The sequence below is a fragment of the Burkholderia sp. DN3021 genome (genome assembly GCF_049805555.1).
Taxonomy (GTDB): Bacteria; Pseudomonadota; Gammaproteobacteria; order Burkholderiales; family Burkholderiaceae; genus Burkholderia; species Burkholderia pyrrocinia_C.
This window is the reverse complement of the sequence record NZ_JBNCAB010000068.1, coordinates 1-21950: the sequence shown is the minus strand read 5'-3', so window position 1 is coordinate 21950 and position 21950 is coordinate 1. Positions and strand designations below refer to the sequence as shown.

The 21950-nt window shown below is 66.6% G+C and carries 18 protein-coding genes; 3 read left to right on the top strand and 15 right to left on the bottom strand.

The genetic code is table 11. The features are described 5' to 3' along the window. Positions 1-15 precede the first annotated feature (15 nt). From fabZ to rpsB, 12 genes are all read right to left on the bottom strand, one after another. Positions 16-483: a 3-hydroxyacyl-ACP dehydratase FabZ gene (gene fabZ, locus ACPUER_RS26905; RefSeq protein ID WP_006495559.1), complete on the bottom strand. Its 468-nt coding sequence runs from the start codon at positions 481-483 to the stop codon at positions 16-18. Positions 484-612: 129 nt separating this feature from the next. Beyond that, positions 613-1692: a UDP-3-O-(3-hydroxymyristoyl)glucosamine N-acyltransferase gene (gene lpxD / locus ACPUER_RS26900; protein WP_175961133.1), complete on the bottom strand. Its 1080-nt coding sequence runs from the start codon at positions 1690-1692 to the stop codon at positions 613-615. A 16-nt stretch (positions 1693-1708) separates the two neighbouring features. Continuing rightward, complete coding sequence (locus tag ACPUER_RS26895) at positions 1709-2206, bottom strand: OmpH family outer membrane protein (protein WP_034184747.1); 498 nt, start codon at positions 2204-2206, stop codon at positions 1709-1711. Positions 2207-2270: 64 nt separating this feature from the next. Next, complete coding sequence (bamA, locus tag ACPUER_RS26890; protein ID WP_083533996.1) at positions 2271-4580, bottom strand: outer membrane protein assembly factor BamA; 2310 nt, start codon at positions 4578-4580, stop codon at positions 2271-2273. A gap of 62 nt (positions 4581-4642) precedes the next feature. Next, positions 4643-6028: an RIP metalloprotease RseP gene (rseP, locus tag ACPUER_RS26885; protein WP_425132578.1), complete on the bottom strand. Its 1386-nt coding sequence runs from the start codon at positions 6026-6028 to the stop codon at positions 4643-4645. Between the two features lie 11 nt (positions 6029-6039). After that, the gene (locus tag ACPUER_RS26880) at positions 6040-7236 is read right to left on the bottom strand and encodes a 1-deoxy-D-xylulose-5-phosphate reductoisomerase (protein ID WP_425132577.1); all 1197 of its coding nucleotides are present in this window, start codon (positions 7234-7236) and stop codon (positions 6040-6042) included. A gap of 15 nt (positions 7237-7251) precedes the next feature. Next, on the bottom strand, positions 7252-8073 hold the full coding sequence (locus tag ACPUER_RS26875; RefSeq protein ID WP_175961136.1) for a phosphatidate cytidylyltransferase: 822 nt from the start codon (positions 8071-8073) through the stop codon (positions 7252-7254). Beyond that, the gene (gene uppS, locus ACPUER_RS26870; RefSeq protein WP_034207662.1) at positions 8067-8849 is read right to left on the bottom strand and encodes a polyprenyl diphosphate synthase; all 783 of its coding nucleotides are present in this window, start codon (positions 8847-8849) and stop codon (positions 8067-8069) included. The genes ACPUER_RS26875 and uppS overlap by 7 nt, the downstream gene beginning before the upstream one ends. 49 nt (positions 8850-8898) lie before the next feature. Next, complete coding sequence (frr, locus tag ACPUER_RS26865; RefSeq protein ID WP_021159105.1) at positions 8899-9459, bottom strand: ribosome recycling factor; 561 nt, start codon at positions 9457-9459, stop codon at positions 8899-8901. Between the two features lie 90 nt (positions 9460-9549). Continuing rightward, positions 9550-10263, bottom strand: coding sequence for a UMP kinase (gene pyrH / locus ACPUER_RS26860; protein WP_006402648.1), 714 nt, complete (start codon positions 10261-10263; stop codon positions 9550-9552). A 156-nt stretch (positions 10264-10419) separates the two neighbouring features. Beyond that, the gene (gene tsf / locus ACPUER_RS26855) at positions 10420-11301 is read right to left on the bottom strand and encodes a translation elongation factor Ts (protein WP_425132576.1); all 882 of its coding nucleotides are present in this window, start codon (positions 11299-11301) and stop codon (positions 10420-10422) included. 162 nt (positions 11302-11463) lie between these two features. After that, entirely contained in the window at positions 11464-12204 is a 741-nt protein-coding gene (gene rpsB, locus ACPUER_RS26850) for a 30S ribosomal protein S2 (protein ID WP_011352461.1), read from the bottom strand. 389 nt (positions 12205-12593) lie between these two features. On the opposite strand from rpsB, the gene map reads away from it, so the two are divergent. From map to ACPUER_RS26835, 3 genes are read left to right on the top strand one after another with little or no spacing between them, the layout of a single operon-like run. Beyond that, complete coding sequence (map, locus tag ACPUER_RS26845) at positions 12594-13409, top strand: type I methionyl aminopeptidase (protein WP_072437089.1); 816 nt, start codon at positions 12594-12596, stop codon at positions 13407-13409. Between the two features lie 45 nt (positions 13410-13454). Beyond that, the gene (locus ACPUER_RS26840; protein ID WP_175961139.1) at positions 13455-16031 is read left to right on the top strand and encodes a [protein-PII] uridylyltransferase; all 2577 of its coding nucleotides are present in this window, start codon (positions 13455-13457) and stop codon (positions 16029-16031) included. 16 nt (positions 16032-16047) lie between these two features. Continuing rightward, positions 16048-18021, top strand: a complete 1974-nt coding sequence (locus ACPUER_RS26835) for a pseudouridine synthase (RefSeq protein ID WP_175961140.1) — start codon at positions 16048-16050, stop codon at positions 18019-18021. A gap of 119 nt (positions 18022-18140) precedes the next feature. Here the strand turns inward: ACPUER_RS26835 and def are convergent, their stop codons facing one another. The 3 genes from def to ACPUER_RS26820 all read right to left on the bottom strand — a co-directional run. After that, on the bottom strand, positions 18141-18674 hold the full coding sequence (def, locus tag ACPUER_RS26830; RefSeq protein ID WP_175961141.1) for a peptide deformylase: 534 nt from the start codon (positions 18672-18674) through the stop codon (positions 18141-18143). Continuing rightward, positions 18671-20746 (bottom strand): NAD-dependent DNA ligase LigA, encoded by a 2076-nt coding sequence (gene ligA, locus ACPUER_RS26825; protein ID WP_072437086.1) that lies wholly within the window; start codon positions 20744-20746, stop codon positions 18671-18673. The genes def and ligA overlap by 4 nt, the downstream gene beginning before the upstream one ends. Before the next feature lie 165 nt (positions 20747-20911). Further along, positions 20912-21950: cell division protein ZipA C-terminal FtsZ-binding domain-containing protein (locus ACPUER_RS26820; RefSeq protein WP_425132575.1), on the bottom strand; the 1039-nt coding region annotated here is incomplete at its 5' end.

The window sequence follows — 21950 nt, the reverse complement described above, 5'->3', positions numbered from 1 at the left end:
TGCGTGCCGCGTCGCTCAGGGCGCCGCGTCGGCCGTCTTGACCGTGCACATCAGTTCGGCTTCCGCCGCCACCTTGCCGTCCACTTCCGCCACCGCCTTGAACTTCCAGATGCCGCGGATGTAGCGTTCGAACGTCACGTTCAGAATCAGTTGGTCGCCCGGTTCGACCACGCGCTTGAAGCGCGCGCCGTCGATTCCGACGAAGTAATACAGCGTGTTCTCCGGATCCTTCGGCTGCTCTTCCGCGAAGGTCAGCAGCGCCGCGGCCTGCGCGAGCGCCTCGAGGATCAGCACGCCCGGCATCACCGGCCGCTTCGGGAAGTGCCCCTGGAAGAACGGCTCGTTGATCGACACGTTCTTCAGCGCTTTGATCCCTTTGTGCGGCTCGAGTTCGAGCACGCGATCGACGAGCAGAATCGGGTAGCGATGCGGCAGCAGCGTGAGGATCTTGTGGATGTCGAGATTGATTTTTTCAGTGCTCATGATGGTTCGTCTCACGCAGAGGCTGCGCGGTGGTGATGCAAAGGCTGAAGCGGGCCGCCATGCGGCCCAGTCTGACAAACCGGGCCGGTTGCGCTGGCCGTGCCCGGTCGGTGGTCTCGCATGGCGCGCTCAGGCGTCCGTGCCGCCCTGGGCGGCGAGCGCGGCTTCGAGCGCCTTGATGCGGTCGCGCAGCTTGTCGAGGTTGCGCACGAGCGCGGCGCTCTTGTTCCATTCGCCGTGGTCGACGGCCGGGAACGCGCTGGTATAGATGCCGGCCTTCGGCAGCGACTTCGATACGCCCGACTTCGCGGTGATGATGACGTAGTCGCCGAGCGTCACATGGCCGGCAATCCCGGCCGCGCCGCCGATCATGCAGTGGCGGCCGATCGTCGTGCTGCCCGCAATGCCCGCGCTGCCGGCGATCACGGTATAGGCGCCGATCCGGCAGTTGTGACCGATCTGCACCTGGTTGTCGATCTTCACGCATTCCTCGATGACGGTGTCCGCCATCGCGCCGCGATCGATCGTCGTGTTCGCGCCGATCTCGACGTCCGGGCCGATCGATACGCCGCCGACTTGCGGGATCTTGACCCAGCTGCCGGTGCGGGCGTCGCCGTCGCCGACGAAATCCGGCGCGAAGCCGAAGCCGTCGGAGCCGATCACCGCGCCCGCATGGACGATCGCGCGCGGTCCGACCTTGCAGCCGTGGTACACCGATGCGTTGGGATAAAGGTGCGAGCCTGCGCCGATCGTCGTGCCGCGGCCGACGAATACGTTCGCGTCGAGCTGCACGCCGTCCTCGATCACCGCGCCGGCCTCGACCGTCACGTGCGGGCCGATCACCGCGCTCGCGGCGACCTTCGCGGCCGGATCGATCGTCGCGCTCGGATGCACGCCGGCGGCGCGCGGCGGCGCGGCCAGGTCGATGAACATCTGCGCGACGCGCGCGAAGTACGCGTACGGATTCGGCGTCACGATGAAATTGCGACTGCTAGCGGCCGCGCCCAGCTTTTCCAGATCCTTCGGTGCGATCAGCACCGCGCCTGCGCGGGTCGACTCGACCTGCGACAGGTACTTCGGATTCGCGAGGAACGCGAGTTGCTGAGGGCCTGCCTGGTCGAGCGGTGCGAGCCCGCTCACCTTGCACTGTGCGTCGCCGGCGATCTCGCCGCCGAACCGCTTTACGAGTTCCTCAAGCGTCAATGCCATTCGTCGTCTGCTCCGTTCAGTTCGCCGAGCCGGACGCGAGCGCCTTGAGCACCTTGTCGGTGATGTCGATGCGCGGGCTGACGTACACGGCTTCCTGCACGATCAGGTCGTAGTTCTGCTGCTCGGCGATCTGCTTGATGACCTTGTTCGCTCGCTCCAGCACGGCCGCCAGTTCCTCGTTGCGACGCTGGTTCAGGTCTTCGCGGAACTCGCGCTGCTTGCGCTGGAAATCGGTGTCGAGCTGAGCGAGATCGCGCTGCTTCTGCGCGCGATCGGCCGCCGACAGCGACGTGCCGCCCTTGTCCAGCGAATCGGACATCGACTTCAGGCGCGCCGCCAGATCCTGCAGATCCTTGTCGCGCTTCGCGAACTCGGCTTCGAGCTTCGTCTGCGCCGCCTTCGCGGGCGCCGACTCGCGCAGGATCCGATCCGAATTGACCGCCGCGATGCGGGCGACGTCCTGTGCGTGAACCGTCGCCGCGCCCAGGGCCAGCGCAACGGTCAGCGCGCACATCACTCGTTTCGAAAACTTACCGGTTAGCAAAATTACCCTCTCGTTGCTGTTGTCATGCGTTCGGTCAGAACGCCGTCCCGATCTGGAACTGGAATTTCTGGTACTGGTCGCCTTCGTGCTTCTGCAGCGGGAAGCCGAGGCTCAGCTTCAGCGGGCCGATCGGCGAGATCCACGCGAGACCCACACCATAGCCGTAACGCAGGCCGTTGGCGCCCGTACTCGTACCGCCCGGCGCGTTGCCCCACACGTTACCGCCGTCGAGGAACGTGAACACGCGCAGCGTGCGGTCGTAGCCGGTGCCCGGCAGCGGGAACGTCAGCTCGATGTTGCCGACCAGCATCTTCGAACCGCCGATCGGATCGTTCGTCTTCGTGTCGCGCGGGCCCAGCGAGCTCGGCTCGTAGCCACGCACGGAGCCGATACCGCCCGCGTAGTAGTTCTTGAAGATCGGGTACGGGTTGCCGATACCGTTACCGTAGCCGCCCTGCAGGTTCAGGCCCAGGATGAAGCCGCGCGAGAACGAATAGTAGTACTGTGCCTGCAGGTCGGCCTTGTAGTACTGGATCTTGCCGACCGGCACGCCGTACTCCATGTTCGCCTGCGTGAAGTAACCGCGGCTCGGAATCAGCGCGCTGTCGCGCGCGTCGCGCGACCACGCGACGGTCAGCGGCACCGTGTTCGACACGCGGCCGAACTGGTTCACGTAATCCTGGTAGCTCTGCGGCGTGTTCGAATCGACGTCGAGACGGTTCTGCTCGAAACCCGCGCCGAAGTAGACGGTGTCGACTTCCGAGAACGGGATGCCGAACTTCAGGTTGCCGCCCGCGCTGATGATCCGGAAGCTCGAGCTCGTCGAATAGTAGAGCGGCTGGTACGTCCGGTAGTAGACGTCCGTGATCCGCTTGATGCCGTCGACCGTGAAGTACGGGTCGACCTGCGTGACGGTCAGCGTGCGGTAGCTCTTCGCGGTGTTGACGTTCACCGACAGGCTGGTACCCGAACCGAACACGTTGTCCTGCGACACGCCGGCCGACAGCACGACCTTGTCCGTCGACGAGAAGCCGGCGCCCAGCGTGATCGCGCCGGTCGGCTTTTCGTCGACCTTCACGTTCACGTCGACCTGGTCGTTCGTGCCTTCGACCGGCACCGTCGTCACGTCGACGTTGGTGAAGTAGCCGAGACGGTTCACGCGGTCCTTCGACAGCGCGAGGCGGTTCGAATCGAACCACGAGCTTTCGAGCTGGCGCATTTCGCGGCGCACCACTTCGTCGCGCGTGCGCGTGTTGCCGACGACGTTGATGCGGCGCACGTACACGCGGCGGCTCGGATCGACGACGAGGTTCAGGTTCACCTTGTGGTTCGCCTGATCGATGTCCGGCTGCGCGTTGACGGCCGCGAACGCGTAGCCGTATTCACCGAGCTTGTCGACGATCGACTTGGTGGTCTGCTGCAGCTTTTCGGCCGAGAAGCGGTCGCCCGGCTTGATCTTGATCAGCTTGTTGAGTTCGGCCTCGCGATCGAGCAGGTTGCCCGACAGCTTGATGCCCGACACCGTGTACGGCTCGCCTTCGTGCAGCGTGACCGTCAGGTACATGTCCTTCTTGTCGGGCGAGATCGACACCTGGGTCGACTCGATGTTGAACTCGAGGTAGCCGCGGTTCAGGTAGTACGAGCGCACGGCCTCGAGGTCGCCCGTCAGCTTTTCCTTCGAGTACAGGTCGTTCTTCGTGTACCAGGAGAACCAGTTCGGCGTCGACAGCTGCATCTCGTCGCGCAGCGTGCTCGTCTTGAACGCCTTGTTGCCGATGAAGTTGATCTGGCGAATCTTCGCGCTCGGGCCTTCGGCAACCGCGAACAGGATCGATACGCGGTTCGCGTCGACCGGCGTGACCGTCGTCTTGACTTCGGCCGCGTAGAAGCCGCGCGTCAGGTACTGGCGCTTGAGCTCCTGCTCCGCCTTGTCGACGAGCGCCTTGTCGTAGTAGCGGCCGTCGGCGAGACCGACGGCGCGCAGCGCCTTCGTCAGGTTGTCCTTGTCGAATTCCTTCGTGCCGGTGAAGTCGATCGACGCGATCGCCGGACGCTCCTGCACCTGCACGATCACGACGTTGCCCTGCGTGGCGATGCGCACGTCGTTGAAGAAGCCCGTCGCGTACAGCGCGCGGATTGCTTCGGATGCCTTGTCGTCCGTGAAGGTATCGCCCTGCTTGATCGGCAGATAGGCGAACACCGAACCCGCTTCGACGCGCTGCAGCCCCTCGATCTTGATGTCTTGCACCACGAACGGTGCCGCTGCATGCGCCGCAAGGCCGTGCGCGGCGAGCGCGGCCGCTGCAACTGTCTTAGGTACAAAGCGATGAGGTTTGAACAACATGCATCCCCAATATTTAAGCTGCATCAAATCGGGCGACTGCCCAGCGGCGGCCGCCTGACGCTTCAGAAATGGATTAGCCGAGCCAGATCGTTGAACAGCGCGATCGCCGACAACACGACGATGCAGATCAACCCGGCTCTTTGCAGAATCAGTTGCCAGCGCTCCGAGACGGCTTTCCCGGTCGCGGCTTCAACCGCATAATATAACAGATGCCCCCCGTCCAAAACGGGAATCGGCAACAAGTTCAGGACGCCAAGGCTAATGCTGACAAGGGCGAGGAACGACAGGAACGCCGACGGACCGAGCCGTGCACTCTTGCCCGCGTAGTCGGCGATCGTCACGGGGCCGGACAGGTTCTTCAGCGACGCATTGCCCGTGATCATCCGCCCGAACATCCGCAGCGAATACACGGAGATGTCCCACGTGCGGTGCACGCCGAGCCGCAGGCTCTCGATCGGCCCGTAGCGCACGTCGACGGACGGCGTGTGCATCGACAGCGCCGCGCCGATCCGGCCGACCTGCTGCCCCGATTCGTCGTCGCGCTGCATCTGCGGCACGATCGATACCGTCTGCGCGGCGCCGTCGCGCTCGATCCGCAGGTCGAGCGCCTTGCCCGCATGGTGCTTGACGGAATCGATGAAGCGCGACGCGCCGCCGATCGGCTTGCCGTCGAGCGCGACCAGCTTGTCACCGGCCTTCAGGCCCGCCTGCTCCGCCGCGCTGCTGGGCTGCACCGACGCGACCGACAGCGTGCCGCCGCCGGCCTCGAAGCCCAGGTGCGTCATGAAATCGTCGTCGAGCTGACTTTCGGGAACATTGCGGAGGTCGACGCGGAAATCGAACGTCGCGCTGCCATCGCGCGCGCCGAGCACGATCTCGCGATGATCGAACGCGGCCGCCAGCAGCTTCCAGCGCAGGTCCGACCACGACCGCACCGGCTCCGACTCGCCGCCCTGCGCATCGCCCACGCGCACGTTGCGGATCGACACGATCGTCTCGCTGCCGTCGAAGCCCGCGCGAGCCGCCACCGTGCCGGCGGCCGGCGGCGCGACGATCGCGGCCGGCTCGGTCACGCCGGACGCGAATACGACGGAAAACAGCACGATTGCCAACAGGAAGTTCGCAATCGGCCCCGCCGCGACGATCGCGATGCGCTTGTAGACCGACTGGCGGTTGAACGCCTGGCCGAGCTCCTCCGGCTTGATGCCGGAGCCCGGATCGCGCTCGTCGAGCATCTTCACGTAGCCGCCGAGCGGCAGCGCGGACAGCGTCCACTCGGTGCCCGTCCTGCGGCTGACCCAGCGCGCGACGGGCTGGCCGAAGCCGATCGAGAAACGCAGCACCTTCACGCCGCACCAGCGCGCGACGCGATAATGTCCGTACTCATGCACGACGACCAGCACCCCGATCGCCACCGCAAACGCGATCAGTTCGACCAGCACGTTCATGAGCACTCCATTCAGACAGTACGCTCCACGCGGGGCGCAGGCGCTTTTGCAATGATCGCGGCGGCGAGGCGGCGTGCCTCGGCATCCGCCGCCAGGACGTCGTCGAGCCCGTCGGGTGCACGGTTCGGCAGCGCGTTGAGCACTGCGTCGACCGTCGCCGCGATCGCCATGAAGCCGATCCGGCGCTCGAGAAACGCTTCGACCGCAACTTCGTTCGCCGCGTTCAATGCGGCGCTCGCGATGCCGCCTTCCTCAAGCGCCTTCAACGCGAGCGCGAGGCACGGGAAGCGCGCGTAATCGGGCTTCTCGAACGACAGCTGCGCGATCTGCGCGAGGTCGAGCTGGTCGACGCCCGCATCGACGCGATCGGGAAACGCGAGCGCATGCGCGATCGGCGTGCGCATGTCGGGGTTGCCGAGCTGCGCGAGCACCGATCCGTCGCGGTACGACACGAGCGAATGGATCACGCTCTGCGGATGGATCAGCACGTCGATCCGGTCGCCCGGCAGCCCGAAGATCCAGTGCGCCTCGATCACCTCGAGACCCTTGTTCATCATCGTCGCGGAATCGACCGAGATCTTGCGGCCCATCACCCAGTTCGGGTGCTTGCACGCCTCGTCCGGCGTCACGTCGACGAGCGTGGCCGGTTCGCGCGTGCGGAACGGGCCGCCCGATGCGGTCAGGATGATCTTCGAAATCCCGCCGTGCTCGCCCGCATCGCGCGGCATGCACTGGAAAATCGCGTTGTGCTCGCTGTCGACCGGCAGCAGGATCGCGCCATGGTCGCGCACGGCGTCCATGAAGATCGCGCCCGACATCACGAGCGCTTCCTTGTTCGCGAGCAGGATCCGCTTGCCGGCACGCGCGGCCGCGAGGCTCGGCGCGAGGCCTGCCGCGCCGACGATCGCCGCGACCACCGTGTCGCAGCCGTCGCTCGTCGACACGTCGACGAGCGCCTGCGACCCGTGCAGCACGGTCGTCTTGCTGCCCGCCGCGCGCAGTTTCGCTTCGACGTGCGCGGCCGTCGCGGCATCGCCGACCACCGCCACTTCAGGCGCGAAGCGCAGGCACTGCTCGACGAGCTTGTCGCCGTTGCGGTGCGCGGTCAGCGCGTAGACCGTGAATCGCTCGGGATGGCGCGCGACCACGTCGAGCGTGCTGTCTCCGATCGAGCCCGTGGAACCGAGCAATGTCAGACGTTTTTGCATAACAGAGATAATGGTTTAACCAAGCAGCAGCATCGCGAGCGGCAGCACCGGCAGCAGCGCGTCGACACGGTCGAGCACGCCGCCATGGCCGGGCAGCAGTCCGCTCGAATCCTTCACACCGGCCTGCCGCTTCAGCAGCGACTCGAACAGGTCGCCGATCACGCTGTACGCAACCAGCAGCGTCAGCGCGGCCCACGCACCGGGCATTCCGTAGCGCACGGCGAATGCGGAAAACAGGGTCGGCTCGAAAGCATGCGCGGCCGTCGCGACACCGGCGACGACCATCACCGCAAGCCAGCCGCCGATCGCGCCTTCCCAGCTCTTGCCGGGACTGATCGTAATGGCCAGTTTACGCTTTCCGAAGGCCTTGCCCGCGAAGTATGCGCCGATATCGGCCAGCCAGACGACCAGCAGCAGCGACAGCACGAACGGCACGCCCTGCGCGCGCGCCGCGACGAGCGCATGCCAGCAGGCCGCGAACACGATCACCCCGGCCGCCAGCAGGAACGGCCGCCAGACGCCGCCTGCAAGTTCGGGCTTGCGCCGCAGCGCGAACGGGCCGACCAGCAGCCAGAACACGCCGGCCGCCATGAAAAGGGGACGGGATGCAGTCGCATCGATGCCGAGCGGCGTGGTGGCCGCCAGCGCGAGCGCCGCGACGACCGCATAAACGACCGGGCCGGCGCCGCCGAGCTTCAGCAGGCGCGCCCATTCCCATGCGGCGAACACGAGCACGACGCCGATCAGCGCGCCGAACGCGGCGAGCGGCGCGAACAGCGTCACCGGCAGCAGCACTGCCAGCATCACGATCGCCGTGATCACACGGGTTTTCAGCATGAAAGGGAGTCGGCGTTCTGCGATTGCGGTTCGAGCTGCGCGCTCGTGCGCCCGAAACGGCGCTCGCGCTCGGTATACGACGCCATCGCGTCGGCCAGTGCCGCGCCGTCGAAATCCGGCCAGTATTTGTCGGTGAAATAGAATTCGGCGTACGCGAGCTGCCACAGCAGGAAGTTGCTGACGCGCTGCTCGCCGCCGGTGCGGATGAAGAGATCGGGCTCCGGCGCATAGGCCATCGCCAGGTGCGGCGCGAATGCGTCCTCGGTCACTTCGACCTCGCGACCCTCGCGCACGGCCTGCTCGACGAGCTTCTTCGTCGCCTGCAGGATGTCCCACCGGCCGCCGTAGTTGGCAGCGATGGTGAGCGTAAGACGGGTGTTGCGCGCCGTCTTGGTCTCGGCGCGGCGAATCAGTTCGCGGATGCGCGGCTCGAAGCGCTCGAGATCGCCGACCACACGCAAGCGGATTCCGTTCGCATGCAGCTTGCCCACCTCGCGCTCGAGCGCGGTGATGAAGAGCCGCATCAGGAACGACACTTCGTCGTTCGGCCGGCGCCAGTTTTCCGAACTGAACGCGAACAGCGTCAGGTATTCGACGCCGGCGCGCGCGCAGCCTTCGACCACCGCCCGCACGGCATCGACGCCGCGGGTATGCCCCGCGACGCGCGGCAAGCGGCGTTCGGTTGCCCAACGGCCGTTGCCGTCCATGATGATCGCGATGTGACGCGGCACGACGCCGACGTCAGGCACGCGAACGGTAGAGCTGGTATAGGTCATGGCCGTTGAGACAGTAATGCGGGAAGAAGGCGGCGCGCGAGGACGGTCGTCAGACCGTCATGATCTCGGCTTCCTTGGTCTGCACGAGCTTGTCGATTTCGGCAACGTGCTTGTCGGTCAGCTTCTGCACGTCGTCGCTCGCGCGGCGCTCGTCGTCTTCCGAGATTTCCTTGTCCTTCACGAGCTTCTTGAGCGCTTCGTTCGCGTCGCGGCGCAGGTTGCGGATCGCGACCTTGGCCGTTTCGCCTTCGCTCTTGACGACCTTCGTCAGCTCGCGGCGGCGCTCTTCCGTCAGCGCGGGCATCGGCACGCGGATCAGGTCGCCGGCCGTTGCCGGGTTCAGGCCCAGATCGGCTTCGCGAATGGCCTTCTCGACCTTCGCGACCATGTTCTTTTCCCACGGCTGCACGCCGATCGTGCGCGCGTCGACCAGCGTCAGGTTCGCGACCTGCGAGATCGGCACCATCGACCCGTAGTAGTCGACCTGCACATGATCGAGCAGACCGGTGTGCGCACGGCCCGTACGGATCTTTGCCAGATCGTTCTTGAACGCTTCGATCGAGCGCTGCATCTTTTGCTCGACGCCCTTCTTGGTATCAGCGACACTCATTTCAACCTCCGAACCTTCAAACCTTCAAAGAACGCGGGCGCTGCCCGGCGCATCTTGCGCGCCACGGCCAATGCCCGCATCCGCGGGAGTTTACACGTGGACGAGCGTACCTTCGTCCTCGCCCAGCACGATGCGCTTGAGCGCGCCCGGCTTGTTGATCGAAAACACGCGAATCGGCAGCTTCTGGTCGCGGCACAGCGCAAACGCCGTCGCGTCCATCACCTGCAGGTTGCGGCTGATCGCCTCGTCGAAGCTGATCGTCGTGTAGCGCGTGGCCGACGGATCCTTCTTCGGATCGGCAGAATATACGCCATCGACCTTGGTCGCCTTCAGCACGACCTCGGCGCCCACTTCCGAACCGCGCAGTGCCGCGGCGGTGTCCGTCGTGAAGAACGGGTTGCCGGTGCCGGCCGCGAAGATCACGACGCGGCCTTCCTCGAGCTGGCGGATCGCGCGGGGCCGGATGTACGGCTCGACGACCTGGTCCATCCGCAGCGCGGATTGCACGCGCGCCTCGATGCCGGCGTGGCGCATCGCGTCCTGCAGCGCCAGCGCGTTCATCATCGTCGCGAGCATCCCCATGTAGTCGGCGGTCGCGCGATCCATGCCGGCCGCGCCGCCCGCGACACCGCGGAAAATATTACCGCCACCGATCACGACCGCCAGCTGCGTACCGAGACGCACGACTTCGGCGATATCGGCCACCATCCGTTCGATCGTCGCGCGATTGATGCCGAAGGCATCGTCGCCCATCAGCGCTTCGCCGGAGAGTTTGAGGAGGACGCGTTTATAGGCATTGGACATAGGGGCTTCCGAGCGACGAGAGGATGACAACCACGAACTGTAGGGGCGAAATACTGATTCGGGCAAGCGCCGACGGTCGGACCGGGGTTCCCGGCCGGCCGGCGGCGGCGCCGGCCGCGGCGGAGCGGACGCCCGCCGCGGGTACTGCCTGACTGCTTACTGCTGCTTTGCTGCTGCGACTTGCGCGGCCACTTCGGCGGCGAAGTCGTCCTGGCGCTTCTCGATGCCTTCGCCGACGACGAACAGCGCGAACTTCTGCACCGCGGAATCCGCTGCCTTCAGCATCTGCTCGATCGTCTGCTTGTCGTTCTTCACGAACGTCTGGTTCAGCAGCGACACTTCCTTCAGGTACTTCTGGACGCTACCGTCGACCATCTTCGCGACGATCTCGACCGGCTTGCCCGATTCCGCAGCCTTCTGCTCGGCCACGCGGCGCTCCGTCTCGATCAGCTCGGCCGGCACGTCGGCCGACGACAGCGCGACCGGCTTCATTGCCGCGATGTGCATCGCGACGTCCTTGCCGACCTGCTCGTCCGCACCCGTGTACTCGACGATCACGCCGATGCGCGCGCCGTGCAGGTACGTTGCGATCTTGTTCGCGGTTTCGAAGCGGACGAAACGGCGGATCGACACGTTCTCGCCGATCTTGCCGATCAGCGCCAGGCGCACTGCGTCGACCGTCGAGCCCTCGAGCGGCAGTGCCGACAGCGCGGCCACGTCGGCCGGGTTCTGCGTCGCGACGAGTTCGGCGACCGTCTTCGAGAATGCGAGGAAGTCGTCGTTCTTCGCGACGAAGTCGGTTTCGCAGTTCAGTTCGACCAGCGCGCCTGCGTTGCCGCCGACGAACGATGCGACGACGCCTTCGGCCGTCACGCGCGATGCCGCCTTGCTCGCCTTGTTGCCGAGCTTGACGCGCAGCAGCTCTTCAGCCTTGGCCAGATCGCCGTCGGCTTCCGTCAGCGCCTTCTTGCACTCCATCATCGGTGCGTCGGTCTTTGCGCGCAGTTCTGCCACCATGCTTGCGGTAATTGCCGCCATCATTCGCTCCTTGAGTCTGTATTCACAACGCCGCCCGCTTGGACGCGAACGGCCGAGATTCGTTTCCGGACCCGCGCCGCTTCGGCGCGATCAGGTCCGGCGCACAAGCTTAAAAAAAGGGGGCCTGTTGAGAGCCCCCTTTTTGCGCCGGCTCGGGGCCAGTTACGCGTTTTCCTCGACGTACTCGTCGTCGCCACGCGCTGCCTGGACCACTTCGTTGACCGCGTTCGCACGGCCTTCCAGGATCGCGTCGGCCACGCCTTCCGCGTACAGCGCGACTGCCTTGCTCGAGTCGTCGTTGCCCGGGATCACGTAGTCCACACCTTCCGGCGAGTGGTTCGTATCGACCACGGCGATGACCGGCACGCCCAGCTTGTTCGCTTCGGTGACGGCAATCTTGTGGTAGCCGACGTCGACGACGAAGATTGCGTCCGGAATGCCGCCCATGTCCTTCACGCCGCCGATCGACTTCTGCAGCTTGGCGATTTCACGTTCGAACAGCAGCGCTTCCTTCTTGCTCATCTTCTCGGTTTCGCCCGATTCGACGGCCGCTTCCATGTCCTTCAGGCGCTTGATCGACACCTTCAGCGTCTTGAAGTTGGTCATCATGCCGCCGAGCCAGCGTGCGTTGACGTACGGCATGCCCGCGCGCTGCGCTTCCTGGGCGATCGTGTCGCGCGACTGGCGCTTCGTGCCGACGAACAGGATCGTGCCGCGGTTCGCTGCCAGCTGGCGCACGTACTTCTGTGCGTCCGTGAACATCGGCAGCGTCTTTTCGAGGTTGATGATGTGAATCTTGTTGCGGTGACCGAAAATGAACGGTGCCATCTTCGGGTTCCAGAAGCGCGTCTGGTGACCGAAGTGGACACCCGCTTCCAGCATTTGGCGCATCGTAACTGCCATGTGAATTCTCCACGAGGGTTGGGTCTTAAGCCGGCCGCCGTACCGCCGCGCGAACCTGCCCCGAATTACTCCGAAAGGCAACGAATTCTGCGCGGCCGGCACCCTGGTTGCGCCGGCTTGCGATTCGGCACGTGCAAAACGCCCGTGCCGTAAGCCTGTCACCGCGATGCCGCCCCAACATGGGACAAACTCGGCATTTGGATATCGACTTAGCCAAAGAGTATAGCACGCCGATTTGTCGGCTCTCAAGTCGCCCGCCACTTTCGCTTGCCGTGCGGCAGCCGGCCGGACAATCCGCGAAAACCCGCATCGGCGCGGCCGGCAGGGGCTGCGACGCCCGCCATAAGGTGCGATAATCCATCAATTCACCGCATTCCAGGCATACCTCGATGACTATTACGCTCAAAAACGAACACGATATCGCCGAGATGCGCGTCGCCTGCCGTCTCGCGAGCGAAGTGCTCGACTTCATCACGCCGCACGTCGTCGCGGGCGTCACGACCGCCGAACTCGATCGCCTCTGCCACGAGTTCATGCTCAACGAACAGGGCACGATCCCCGCGCCGCTGAACTACCAGCCGCCCGGCTATCCGCCGTACCCGAAGGCCACCTGCATTTCGGTCAACGACGTGATCTGCCACGGCATTCCTGGCGAGAAGGTGATCAAGAACGGCGACGCGCTGAACATCGACATCACCGTGATCAAGAACGGCTACTTCGGCGACACGAGCCGGATGTTCATCGTCGGCGAGGGCTCGATCCTCGCGAAGCGCCTCGTGCAGACCACCTACGAGTGCATGTGGCTCGGCATCGACCAGGTCAAGCCCGGCGCGCACCTCGGCGACATCGGCCACGCGATCCAGAAGCATGCGGAAGCGCAGGGCTACAGCGTCGTGCGCGAATACTGCGGCCACGGCATCGGCACGGTGTTCCACGAGGATCCGCAGGTCGTCCACTACGGCCGTCCGGGCACGGGCATCGAGCTGAAGCCCGGGATGATCTTCACGATCGAGCCGATGATCAACGCCGGCAAGCGCGACATCCGCACGATGCCCGACCAGTGGACGGTCAAGACGCGCGACCGCAGCCTGTCCGCGCAGTGGGAGCATACGGTGCTCGTCACCGAAACCGGCTACGACGTGCTGACCGTGTCGGCCGGCACGCCGGCGCGCCCCGTGTTCGCGCAACCGGCCGCAGCAGTCTGAGCGCCGTCGCGCCAGCCCGCCCCGCCCCCACCTGAACGGCCGCCCATGAGCGCTCACGCCGCCCCCTCGCCCGACGCACTGTCGCGGCGCGCCGAATTCAAGGCCGCCAAGGCCGACATGCTCGAGCGCTTTCGCCGCGCGACGAACGTCGCGTCGCTGATGCACGCGCAGTCGAAACTCACCGACGACGCACTGAAGCGCGTGTGGGACGATTGCGGGCTGCCGGCGACGCTCGCGCTCATCGCCGTCGGCGGCTACGGGCGCGGCGAGCTCGCCCCTTATTCCGACGTCGACATCCTCGTACTGCTGCCCGATGCGCACGACCCGGCGCTCGACCCGCGCATCGAGCGTTTCATCGGGATGGCATGGGATCTCGGCCTCGAGATCGGCAGCAGCGTGCGCACGGTCGCGCAATGCATCGAGGAAGCATCGCAGGACGTCACGGTGCAAACCTCGCTGCTGGAAGCGCGCCGCATCGTCGGCAGCACCGCGCTGTTCGAGCGCTTCACGGTGCGCTACCACGAGGCGCTCGACGCCCGCGCGTTCTTCACCGCGAAGGTGCTCGAGATGCGCCAGCGCCACGCGAAGTTCCAGGACACGCCGTACAGCCTCGAACCGAACGTGAAGGAAAGCCCCGGCGGGCTGCGCGACCTGCAGACGATCCTATGGATCGCGCGCGCGGCGGGTTTCGGCAGCAGCTGGCGCGAGCTCGACACGCGCGGCCTCATCACCGATCGTGAAGCGCGCGAGCTGCGCCGCAACGAGGGTTTCCTGAAGACGCTGCGCGCACGGCTGCACGTGATCGCCGGCCGCCGCCAGGACATGCTCGTCTTCGACCTGCAGACGCAGGCCGCCGAGAGCTTCGGCTACCAGCCGACGCAGGCCAAGCGCGCGAGCGAGCAACTGATGCGCCGCTATTACTGGGCCGCGAAAGCCGTCACGCAGCTCGCGACGATCCTGATCCAGAACATCGAGGCGCAGCTCTTCCCCGCGACGAGCGGTATCACGCGTGTGCTGTCGCCCGACCGCTTCGTCGAGAAGCAGGGGATGCTCGAGATCGTCGACGACGGCGTGTTCGAACGCCATCCCGATGCGATCCTCGAAGCGTTCCTGCTGTACGAAACGACCCGCGGCGTGAAAGGCCTGTCCGCGCGCACGCTGCGCGCGCTGTACAACTCGCGCGAAATCATGAACAACGCGTGGCGCCGCGATCCGCAGAACCGCCACACGTTCATGCGGATCCTGCAACAGCCCGAAGGGATCACGCACGCGTTCCGGCTGATGAACCAGACGAGCGTGCTCGGCCGCTATCTGCTGAACTTCCGCCGCATCGTCGGCCAGATGCAGCACGACCTGTACCACGTGTACACGGTCGACCAGCACATCCTGATGGTGTTGCGCAACATCCGCCGCTTCGCGGTCGCCGAGCATGCGCACGAATACCCGTTCTGCAGCCAGTTGATCGGCAACTTCGACCGTCCGTGGGTGCTGTATGTCGCGGCGCTGTTCCACGACATCGCGAAGGGCCGCGGCGGCGACCACTCGACGCTCGGGATGGCCGATGCGCGGCGCTTCTGCCGCGAACACGAGATCGCCGGCGACGACGCGGCGCTGATCGTGTGGCTCGTCCAGCATCACCTGACGATGAGCCAGGTCGCGCAGAAGCAGGACACGAGCGACCCCGAAGTCATCAAGCGCTTCGCCGAACTCGTCGGCAACGAACGGCGCCTCACCGCGCTCTACCTGCTGACCGTCGCCGATATCCGCGGCACGAGCCCGAAGGTGTGGAACACGTGGAAGGGCAAGCTGCTCGAGGATCTGTACCGCATCACGCTCGCGGTGCTCGGCGGCGCGAACCCCGACGCGCATTCGGAGCTGAAGTCGCGGCAGGAACAGGCGCTCGCGCTGCTGCGCCTCGAGACCGTGCCCGACGACGCGCACCGCGCACTGTGGGATCAGCTCGACGTCGGCTTCTTCCTGCGTCACGATGCGGCCGATATCGCATGGCAGACGCGTGTGCTGTACCGGCACGTGAACGCCGAAACCGCGATCGTCCGCGCGCGGCCGTCGCCGATCGGCGACGCGCTGCAGGTGCTCGTGTACGTGAAGGACCGCCCCGACCTGTTCGCGGGCATCTGCGCGTATTTCGACCGCAACGGGCTGTCGGTGCTCGACGCACGCGTCAGCACGACGCGGCACGGCTACGCGCTCGACAACTTCATCGTCACGCAGACCGAACGCGACGTGCGGTACCGCGACATCGCGAATCTCGTCGAACAGCAGCTCGCAACGCGGCTCGCCGAAACCGCACCGCTGCCGGAACCGTCCAAGGGCCGCCTGTCGAGGCTGTCCCGAACCTTTCCGATCACGCCGCGCGTCGACCTGCGGGCCGACGAGCGCGGTCAGTACTACATCCTGTCCGTGTCCGCCAACGACCGGCCGGGCCTTCTCTATTCGATCGCGCGCGTACTCGCCGAGCATCGGATCGGCGTCCACGCGGCGCGGATCAATACGCTCGGCGAACGCGTCGAGGACATCTTCCTGCTCGCGGGCGCCGGCTTGTCCGACAACCGCCTGCAGATCCAGCTCGAAACCGAATTGCTGCGTGCGATCGCAGTCTGAATGAATCCCAGCGTTTATGCGCACCAAATTGACCGTCAAGAATCCGCGGCCGGCGTCGCCGACCCGCGCACCTGTCCGCTCCGGCAGCCTCGTCGCCCGCAAGGCGGTGCGTCCCGCTGCGCCGCCCGCGACAGACAAGCCGGCCCGCCCGAAGAAGGCGTCGGGCCCGGCAGCCGCCGGCGAACGCACGTTCAAGCCGCGCGGTGCCGCGGGCGCCGAGCGCCCGGGCGCGGATCGCGCAACGGCCAAGCGTGCGCCGCGCGACGGCGGTACCGAACGCAGCTATCGCAGCGCTGACGGCAAGCCCGACTCGCGCCCGCCCCGTCGCAGCGACGATGATGCACGGCCGCGCCGCGCGGGTGCCGAAGGCGGCGCGCGCGCGCCCTATCGTGACAACGCAATCGGCGCAGGCGCCAAGCGCAGTTTCGACGACCGTCGCTCGTCGTCAGACCGCCCGCCCCGTCGCAGCGACGACGACGCACGGCCGCGCCGCGCAGGCGCTGACGACGCAAAGCGCACACCCTATCGCGACAGGGCAGCCGGCGAAGGCGCGAAGCGCAGCTTCGATGACCGCCGTACGTCGTCCGATCGCCCGGCCCGTCGCAGCGACGACGATGCACGGCCGCGCCGCGCAGGCGCAGAAGGCGGCACGCGCGCACCCTATCGCGACAAGGCAGCCGGCGAAGGCGCGAAGCGCAGCTTCGATGACCGCCGCTCGTCGTCAGACCGCCCGCCCCGTCGCAGCGACGACGATGCACGCCCGCGCCGCGCAGGCGCTGACGACGCCAAGCGCACGCCCTATCGCGACAAGGCAGCCGGCGAAGGCGCGAAACGCGGCTTCGACGACCGCCGTACGTCGTCCGACCGCCCGGCCCGCCGCAGCGACGACGATGCACGGCCGCGCCGCGCAGGCGCTGACGACGTCAAGCGCACGCCCTATCGCGACAAGGCAGCCGGCGAAGGCGCGAAACGCGGCTTCGGCGATCGCCGTACGTCGTCCGACCGCCCGCCCCGTCGCAGCGACGACGATGCGCGCCCGCGCCGCGCAGGCGCTGACGACGCCAAGCGCACGCCCTATCGCGACAAGGCAGCCGGCGAAGGCGCGAAACGCAGCTTCGGTGACCGTCCGGCCCGCCCCGCCCGCGACGGCGAGCGCCGCACATCCGGCGCGGGCCTGAAGACCTCACAACCCGTCAAGCGCCAGGCTGCCGACACCGATTACGGTGACGAAACGGGCCTGATGCGCCTGTCGAAGCGGATGTCCGAACTCGGCATGTGCTCGCGCCGCGAAGCCGACGAGTGGATCGAAAAGGGCTGGGTGCTCGTCGACGGCGAACGCATCGACACGCTCGGCACCAAGGTGCGCGCCGACCAGAAAATCGAGATCGACGAGCGCGCAAGCGCCGCACAGGCCGCGCAGGTGACGATCCTGCTGCACAAGCCGGTCGGCTATGTATCGGGTCAGGCGGAAGACGGCTACGAGCCCGCGGCCGTGCTGATCACGCGCGGGAACCACTGGAGCGGCGACCATTCGCCGCTGCGCTTCTCGCCGCAGCACCTGCACGCGCTCGCACCGGCCGGCCGGCTCGACATCGATTCCACCGGCCTGCTCGTGCTGACGCAGAACGGCCGGATCGCGAAGCAGCTGATCGGCGAGCAGTCGGACATCGACAAGGAGTACCTGGTGCGCGTGCGCTTCGGCGAACGGCTCATCGACATCGACCAGCACTTCCCCGCGGAATCGCTCGCGAAGCTGCGCCACGGCCTCGAGCTCGACGGCGTCGCATTGAAGCCCGCAATGGTGAGCTGGCAGAACGGCGAGCAACTGCGTTTCGTGCTGCGCGAAGGCAAGAAGCGCCAGATCCGCCGCATGTGCGAACTGGTCGGTCTCGACGTAGTCGGCCTCAAGCGCGTGCGGATGGGCCGCGTGATGCTCGGCGCGCTGCCGCAGGGGCAATGGCGCTATCTGTCGGCCGACGAGACGTTCTGACAGCGGGCACGCGACGTGCGCCACGCAACAAAAAACCCGCGCAAGCGGGTTTTTTGTTGCCGTCGAACATCGCGAAACGAGTGCCGGCAGCACGCCGGCCGGCCGCCCCGCGTGCCCGGTCAGTCGTCTTCCGCCGGATCGAGCCCCGGGAACAGCACCTCGGTGAAGCCGAAGCGCGTGAAGTCGGTGATCCGCATCGGATACAGCTTGCCGATCAGGTGATCGTATTCATGCTGGACCACGCGCGCGTGAAAACCGTCGGCGACGCGATCGATCTTCGCGCCGAACTGGTCGAAGCCGCTGTAGCGCACCTTCGCGTAGCGGCTGACGACACCGCGCATGCCCGGCACCGACAGGCAGCCTTCCCAGCCCTCTTCCATGTCCGGCGGCATGTACTCGATCTTCGGGTTGATCAGCACGGTCTCGGGCACCGGCGGCGCATCCGGGTAGCGGTTGTTGTTGCCGAAGCCGAAGATGATGAGCTGCAGCCCGATGCCGATCTGCGGCGCGGCCAGCCCGGCGCCGTTCGCATGGTGCATCGTCTCGAACATGTCCGCAACGATCTCGTGCAGCTCGGGTGTATCGAACCGCTCGACCGGTTTGGCGATTTCGAGCAGGCGCGGATCGCCCATCTTCAGGATCTCGCGAATCATGGCGTATTGCCCTCCAGGAGTTGGTGCAGTCCGTCTTCGTCCAGCACGGGGATGCCGAGTTCCTCGGCCTTCGCGAGCTTGCTGCCGGCTTCGGCGCCCGCGACCACGTAATCCGTCTTCTTCGATACCGAGCCCGCAACTTTCGCGCCCGCCGCTTCGAGCATCTCCTTCGCCGCATCGCGCGTGAGCGTCGGCAGCGTGCCCGTCAGCACGACGGTCTTGCCGGCCAGCACGCCCTGCGGCGCCTTCGGCGCGGGCGGCCCTTCAGGCCACGTAACCTTGCCCGGCGCGCGCAACTGCTCGATCACGGTCCGGTTGTGCTCTTCCGCGAAGAACTGGTGCAGCGACTCGGCAACGATCGGGCCGACGTCGTTGACTTCGAGCAGTTCGTCGATCGATGCATCCATGATCGGCGTCAGCGAGCCGAAATGCTTCGCGAGATCCTTCGCGGTCGATTCGCCGACATGGCGGATGCCGAGCCCGTAGATGAAGCGCGCGAGCGTCGTGTGCTTCGCCTTCTCGAGCGAGTCGAGCAAATTCTGTGCGGACTTCTCGGCGAACCGGTCGAGTTCGGCGAGCGTCGCAAAACCGAGATTGAACAGGTCGGCCGGCGTACGCACGAGATTCAGCTCGACGAGCTGGTCGATGATCTTCTCGCCGAGCCCGTCGATGTCGAGCGCGCGGCGCTGCGCGAAGTGCCACAGCGCCTGCTTGCGCTGCGCCGGGCAGAACAGGCCGCCCGTGCAGCGCGCGATCGCCTCGTCCGGCAGGCGCTCGATCTTCGAGCCGCACACCGGGCATTCGGTCGGCATCACGAATTCGGCCGCATCGTCCGGGCGCCGGTCGAGCAGCGCGCCGACCACCTCGGGGATCACGTCGCCCGCGCGTCGCACGATCACGGTATCGCCGATCCGGATGTCCTTGCGGCGCACCTCGTCCTCGTTGTGCAGCGTCGCGTTGGTCACGGTCGCACCGCCGACGAACACCGGTTCGAGCCGCGCGACCGGCGTGATCGCGCCCGTGCGGCCGACCTGCACGTCGATCGCGACGAGCTTCGTCAGCGCTTCCTGTGCGGGGAACTTGTGCGCGAGCGCGAAGCGCGGCGCGCGCGACACGAAGCCGAGACGCTCCTGCTCGTCGCGCCGGTTGACCTTGTAGACGACGCCGTCGATGTCGTACGGCAGCGACTCGCGCTTCTCGCCGATCTTGCGGAAGAAGCCGAGCAATCCGTCGGCGCCGTGCACGACCGCGCGTTCGCGATTCACGGGCAGGCCGAGCGCTTCGTACCAGTCGAGCAGCGCGCTGTGCGTGTCGGGCATCGGCATCCCGTCGAGCACGCCGATGCCGTACGAGAAGAACGACAGCGGACGCTGCGCGGTGATCTTCGAGTCGAGCTGGCGCAGGCTGCCGGCCGCCGCATTGCGCGGGTTCGCGAATTCGCGCTGCTCGGCCGCACGCTGGCGTTCGTTCAGGCGTGCGAAATCGCGCTTGAACATCAGCACCTCGCCGCGCACGTCGAGCACCGCCGGCACGTTCGCGCCCTTCAGCTTCAGCGGAATCGAGCGGATCGTGCGCACGTTTTCGGTCACGTCCTCGCCCGTCGTGCCGTCGCCGCGCGTCGACGCCTGCACGAACACGCCGCGCTCGTAGCGCAGCGAGATCGCGAGGCCGTCGAACTTCAGTTCGCACGCATATTCGACGGGCTCCGTCACCGAGCCGGCGAGATCGGTCGTCTTGTCGAGCGCATCGGCGACGCGCTTGTCGAACGCGACGATGTCCTCGTCGGCGAAGCCGTTGTTCAGCGACAGCATCGGCGCGTCGTGGACGACCGGCGTGAAGCCGCCGGCCGCTTCGCCGCCGACGCGCTGCGTCGGCGAATCGGGCGTCACGAGTTCGGGATGGTCGGTTTCGAGCTGCTGCAGTTCGCGGAACAGCCGATCGTATTCGGCGTCGGGCAGATCCGGCTGGTCGAGTACGTAATAGGCGTAGTTCGCCCGCTCGAGTTGGTCGCGCAGCCACGCGGCGCGCGCGTCGGGCTGGCTGGCTGGCGGTTCGGCTTGGGTTCGGGCCATGCTGGCGGCAGATTCGTTCTGAGAAAATCGGATGTCCGATTATCTCAGTTTGACGCCGCGGCGGGGCGTGCAATGCGCGCCGGATCAGCGTGCTGCAGCGCACACGAAAGATGTGCGCCGCAGCGACGGACGACGGCACCGAAGCCCGCCGTCCGCGCCATCGCGTTACTGGCTGAAGAGGCGGCGCGTGACCGGCGAACCGGCCGGAATGCCGGCTTCCTCGAGCTTCGCGTACAGCTTCATCAACTGCTGCTCGATCGCGAGCAGCGTCGACTCCGGCAGCGGCCGGCGCGAATCGTCGACGACCCGCGCGCCGATCCGTTCGGACAGCGACTTCGCGTAATCGCACATCAGCCGGAACGGCAGGATGTCCTCTTCGGCGACCGGCACGTCGAGCACCAGCGTGATCATGTTGCCGCCCTTGTACGTGAGGTCGTCGCGCAGGAAGTTCGTATCGCCGAACTGCAGCATGAACACGGGGTTCTGCTTCGCGTCGAGCTTCACGAAACGCGTGCCGTCGCGCGACAGCAGCAGCCCGTCCTGCGATGCGACCGCCTGCACGTAGTTCGCCGACCACGGCGCGCCGTCCGACATCACGTTGATCGACAGTTGCGCGTCGCACTGCGCGGCAAAGGCGTCGAGCTCGCGCGCCATCGCCACCGTCTCCATCATGTCCGGGAATTCCGGTGCGCCGTCGATCGTGTCGGCGAACTGCTGAACGCCCGTCACGAATTCGGAGAATTCGAGCTCGTTCAGCGCGCCGCTGCGGTTCGCGAGCTGCGCGGCCGCGCGCAACTCTTCGTAGCGCACGCCGTTCTGCAGCAGCTCCCACTGGCCGCCTTCCGGCTTGCCTTCGATGTGCACGGGCTTGCTGCCCGCACGGCGCAGCCGCTGCGCGGCCGGCAGGATCTTGTCGCCCGGCAGCGGCCCGGCGAGGCGGATCGGCACGATGCAGTCGATCCGGCGGTCGACGATCGCGGGCGGCGTCGACGAGATCGTCGTCGCGGCCGGCAGCACGGGTTCGGACGACTCGGCCGGTTCGGCGGCCGGTTCGTGCGCGGCGGCAGGCACCGCTTCTTCACCGGCGGCCGGTTCGGCCGACTCGGGCGACAGGTCGGCACCGGTCGCCTCGGCCTGCAGATCGGCCGGCATGTCCGCAGGCGCCGCGCCTCCGAACGTCGGCTCGACGCGCGCGGCTTCGGCC